Origin of the sequence: Corynebacterium callunae DSM 20147, from assembly GCF_000344785.1 — a bacterium.
Lineage (GTDB): Bacteria > Actinomycetota > Actinomycetes > Mycobacteriales > Mycobacteriaceae > Corynebacterium > Corynebacterium callunae.
The window spans coordinates 1-4109 of record NC_020523.1; the positions used below are offsets into that span (position 1 = coordinate 1).

General features: G+C 54.4%; 6 protein-coding genes. 5 read left to right on the top strand and 1 reads right to left on the bottom strand.

The genetic code is table 11. The annotated features are described in order from the left end of the window. The first annotated feature begins 395 nt into the window (after positions 1-395). The 5 genes from H924_RS13115 to H924_RS13130 all read left to right on the top strand — a co-directional run bounded on the left by H924_RS13115 (position 396) and on the right by H924_RS13130 (position 3569). A complete protein-coding gene (locus H924_RS13115; protein ID WP_010976361.1) occupies positions 396-1781 on the top strand; it encodes a protein rep in 1386 nt (461 codons plus the stop codon). 336 nt (positions 1782-2117) lie between these two features. Next, positions 2118-2282: a helix-turn-helix domain-containing protein gene (locus H924_RS14825; protein ID WP_162139381.1), complete on the top strand. Its 165-nt coding sequence runs from the start codon at positions 2118-2120 to the stop codon at positions 2280-2282. After that, entirely contained in the window at positions 2269-2526 is a 258-nt protein-coding gene (locus tag H924_RS13120) for a hypothetical protein (RefSeq protein WP_015445067.1), read from the top strand. The genes H924_RS14825 and H924_RS13120 overlap by 14 nt, the downstream gene beginning before the upstream one ends. Next, positions 2519-3136: a hypothetical protein gene (locus H924_RS13125; RefSeq protein WP_015445068.1), complete on the top strand. Its 618-nt coding sequence runs from the start codon at positions 2519-2521 to the stop codon at positions 3134-3136. Before H924_RS13120 ends, H924_RS13125 begins: the two co-directional genes overlap by 8 nt. Then, entirely contained in the window at positions 3129-3569 is a 441-nt protein-coding gene (locus tag H924_RS13130) for a hypothetical protein (protein ID WP_015445069.1), read from the top strand. Before H924_RS13125 ends, H924_RS13130 begins: the two co-directional genes overlap by 8 nt. Positions 3570-3793: 224 nt before the next feature. Here the strand turns inward: H924_RS13130 and H924_RS13135 are convergent, their stop codons facing one another. Continuing rightward, a complete protein-coding gene (locus H924_RS13135) occupies positions 3794-4024 on the bottom strand; it encodes a hypothetical protein (protein WP_015445070.1) in 231 nt (76 codons plus the stop codon). Positions 4025-4109: the final 85 nt, after the last annotated feature.

Below are 4109 nucleotides of genomic sequence, written 5' to 3' on the forward strand. Positions count from 1 at the left end.
ATGCATGCTAGTGTGGTGAGTATGAGCACACACATTCATGGGCACCGCCGGGGTGCAGGGGGGCTTGCCCCTTGTCCATGCGGGGTGTGGGGCTTGCCCCGCCGATAGAGACCGGCCACCACCATGGCACCCGGTCGCGGGGTGATCGGCCACCACCACCGCCCCCGGCCACTCTCCCCCTGTCTAGGCCATATTTCAGGCCGTCCACTGCCAGTGGCATGCAGCCCGACTACCTGGGATTGCACACCATAGTGGGCGCGGGAAGATTATACCGCCGTGATTTTCCCGTAAAGTAGGCCACTAATCAGGCGTTTTGTTCTTATCCATACCAAAACCCCCCGTGCGAGTTACCAGCTCATATGCACGGGGGGCACAACACCCCGAAGGGGATTACAATGCAGCATACCAGCACTTCCGGCAAGACTTCCACCGGACGCACCACCGAGACCACCGGCCACCCCGGCCGAAGGCCACTTGGTACCACTGAAACAACTTTTAACCCTGGTATCTATAAGGCTGGCACTAAGGCTAAAGCCCCTGAATCTAAGCAGGTAGAACTAGATACTAAAGCCCTGCAAGCACGCACCTGGGAACGTCAAAAGGCAATGTGGGCAATCACTAACATTAAGGCGCTGGCTGGGTGCCACCGCTGGCGTTCTGGTAGCTCTAAAGGCGTATCCCTGAAATGGGCTAATAATGGCAGCTCACGTTTCGCTGGACTACAGAACAGCAATAGCGTGTGGGCTAGTCCTATCCCCGCCGTAGCTATCGGCAAGCGTCGTGTGCAGGAAGCAACCACCGCCGTGAAAAACTGGCACGATATGCACGATAATGCGAGCGTATTGCTATTAACGCTTACTCTCCCACATGCTCATGGCACCGCCCTGAAAGACTCCCTGGAAGCTCTAAAAGCCGGGTGGGCTGGCATTATCGGCACAACTAGCTGGAAGAAAGACCGCGAGGCCTACCGCTTGCCGTGGTGGCATAAAGCCCTGGAAATTACCCACGGCCAAAACAGTTTCCACCCTCATTTCCATGTCTTGCTATTTTGTGAGCGCACTCTATCCACCACCGAGGTGGAAGCTCTAAAAGCACGCCTATTCGACCGCTACGCTAAGCGCCTGGAAAAGCACGGCTGGCAGCGTCCTAGCTGGGAACACGGTATTGATTTAGTGCAATCCACCGGCCGTGATGATGCCATCATGATGGGCGCGTACACCGCTAAGGGAATTGCGGAATCTTGGAATGCAGCAAGCGAAGTCGCCGGACAAGCATTTAAGGAAGCTAAAGGCACCAATAGAACCCCGTGGCAAATTTTGGACGATATTGCAGCGGGCGCGCCGGGTACGCCTGAATATCGCCGTGACGTGGCTATTTGGCGCGAGTATGAGGCCACCACAAGGGGTGTGAAACAAACCTCATGGTCAACCGGCGCTAAAAAAGCCCTATCCGTAAACGTCCTGAAAGATGAAGACGTAGCTACCGGCGAAGTGCTTGGCGAGGATGAAGCTACGGAAGATTATGTAGTCGCCGATATTCCCGCTAAGGCGTGGGCAGAATTGTGTGATGACGTGCATAAACGCCTGGATATAGCTAATTACGTGGCTAAGGCTACAACGGCTAAAGAGGCACAACAGCGAGCACATAAAATTCTGGACTTATGGGGCATTGAGCACCGATCTGTCTTGCTGGAAGTAGAAGCCCCCGGCCGGGTATGGAAGGTGGCTACCGATGAATCTAGGGCATTGCTAGCTGTAGACCCTGGGAGCACCTGGCTGTAAAGAGCTTGCCCACTATGGTGTGCAGTGGTGTGCAGCTTGCCCACTTTAGTGTGCAGGATTATTCCTAGCATGCACCTGGGACATACACCGCTACGCATTAGCGTGTACATTCGATTGTGCACATGGAATAGGCACGCCACCAAGGTTTCATGTGTACTAATGTTTGCATACTTCCGGAAGTGGAACTAGACTAATAACCGTGGACAGAAATATGCCCACAATAACCGGGCTTACACCAATGTGTGTGAGTCCTTTTTTTATGCCCTCACCTGCGCTAATCGCGCCGGGTGGGGGCTTTTTGCATGCCAGAAAGGGGGTGCACCAATGATCGACACAATGACTACCGAGCAAGCAGCGGGAGAACTCGGGGTGAGTGTCCGCACCATTTGGACACTAAGGGCTACGGGGCGTCTGAAATGGCGCTACCGAGACCGTCAAGTAGCAATCAATGCTAGTGATGTGCATGCACTAAAGGAAAGACGTTTAAATGCCACACCATAAGGGATTAACCCCGCTAGTGAGCATCACTCACCCCGTGCCACACCACCGGGAAACCATGGTAGTGGGTACTTATACGTCCACCCGTGGCACGCATAGCGTCGCTCTCAGAGCGGGCGGGACGCTACGCATCATGCGCATTGATAAAGCCTATGAGCTGGCTAATGCCCTAGTGGACGCTGCCGAGCGAGTGGAAGCACTACAGACCAATATCAACACCAATACAGAGGAGACCACCAATGACTGAACCACAACGCATCAAGGCCTGGGAAGGCAAGGGCATGACTCTATGGTCATGCGACGATGGACTAAAGCACGCCTGGGTAGAGCTAGAAAGCACTATCGACGGCACCACCACCACCGTACGATTGACCCGCGAGCAAGCACGGGAATTAGAGTCGCCAATTATCGACGGACAAGCATTGCCACACCTAAGGGGCATCTGGCAATTTGAGGCGGACAATCAAACGGCGCTATCACCCGATAGATTGGCCTCCGTGGTTGCTGCTAAGAAAGCAGAGCGAGCGGAAGCAGAGCGAGTTAAGCAACCTACGTTGGCAGAGTTGCAGGAGGCCAAAAACCGCAAGCAGTCGCGGTTAGCTACCGCTACCGCCATGGTGACAGAGAAGCAGCATGCCGTGGACTGGACTAAGAGGTACAAGACTATGGCCAAGCAATTGGCTAATGATCTTTCCGAGGCTAGGGCGCTGGACATGGGGCTAGACCTAACCCACATGGAAGCAGAACTAGCCAAGTATGAGCGCTATATTGCTGCGTTGCCAGGGCAAGAAACGGCACTCAATCTAGCTAAAGCGGAGCTGCGTAATGCGGAAGCATGGGACGGCACCAATGAGTGAGCTATTAGGCGTAGAGGAATTAGCCACCGCCGTGGGCTGTACGCCCGGGCGCCTGCGCACTCTCATGCGCTCTGGTCTGCTCACCCCGTGGGACGAACATATTCACTATGAGTTAGCGCGGATGTCTATCGATCTGCAATTGGTAGTGGCTTCCGAGCGGGCGCAATCACCACAAGTGGCACTATTCCACCCCGATATTATGAGTGACCCCCGCTTTTTTATTCTGGCTACTAATTCCATTGATCCTGTGAGGTGGGGCGCTGGGTGGACTGGCACCCGCCACCCTCAAGGCCTGCCCGGCGTACTACCGTCCGATGCTGTGAAGCTAGTGCCAGCGGGCAAAAAAGTACCAACCACAATGAAGAGAATTGCCGGGGCTAAATACCATATCGACAAGCTATTAGAGCGAGCCTCAAACTCACTCATTGCCTAGTGCACGCGCGTGTGTCACCCGCGCGTAGAGCTACCGAACGTGCAGGTTATGACTTACTGAACGTGTATATCTGGCTGGCTTAGACACTGGCTTAGACACTGGCTTAGGCGGGGGCTTTATGTGTCCTGTAGGCGGGGTTTATTGGTGGGGGCATGAGTAAAGCCCCATAGCCACCGGGGGGGCGGTCTATGGGGCATACAGCGGGTATGTGGTGTGCGTGGTGGTTAGGCGTCGTTGGTGTCCTGTAGGCGGGCTTTAAATGCAGCGAGCATAAATGCTTGCAAGCTTTCACCGCGTTTCATTGCAGCGGTCTTCATGTCTTCGCGTAGTGCTTGGGGGATACGGGCGGTTACTACCACCTGTTTTTCCGCTGCCTGTTTAGCTAGCGCGTCAATCTGTGATTGTGCCTCCGCGAGTTGGCGTTCTAGGTCGGCTTTAGTGATTCTTGGTGTCATGGTGTGCATACTAGTGCATGCATGTATGTGCTGCCACTTATTCCTATAGTCATACGATTGCTAGTAGTGCATGCATTGCATGCAC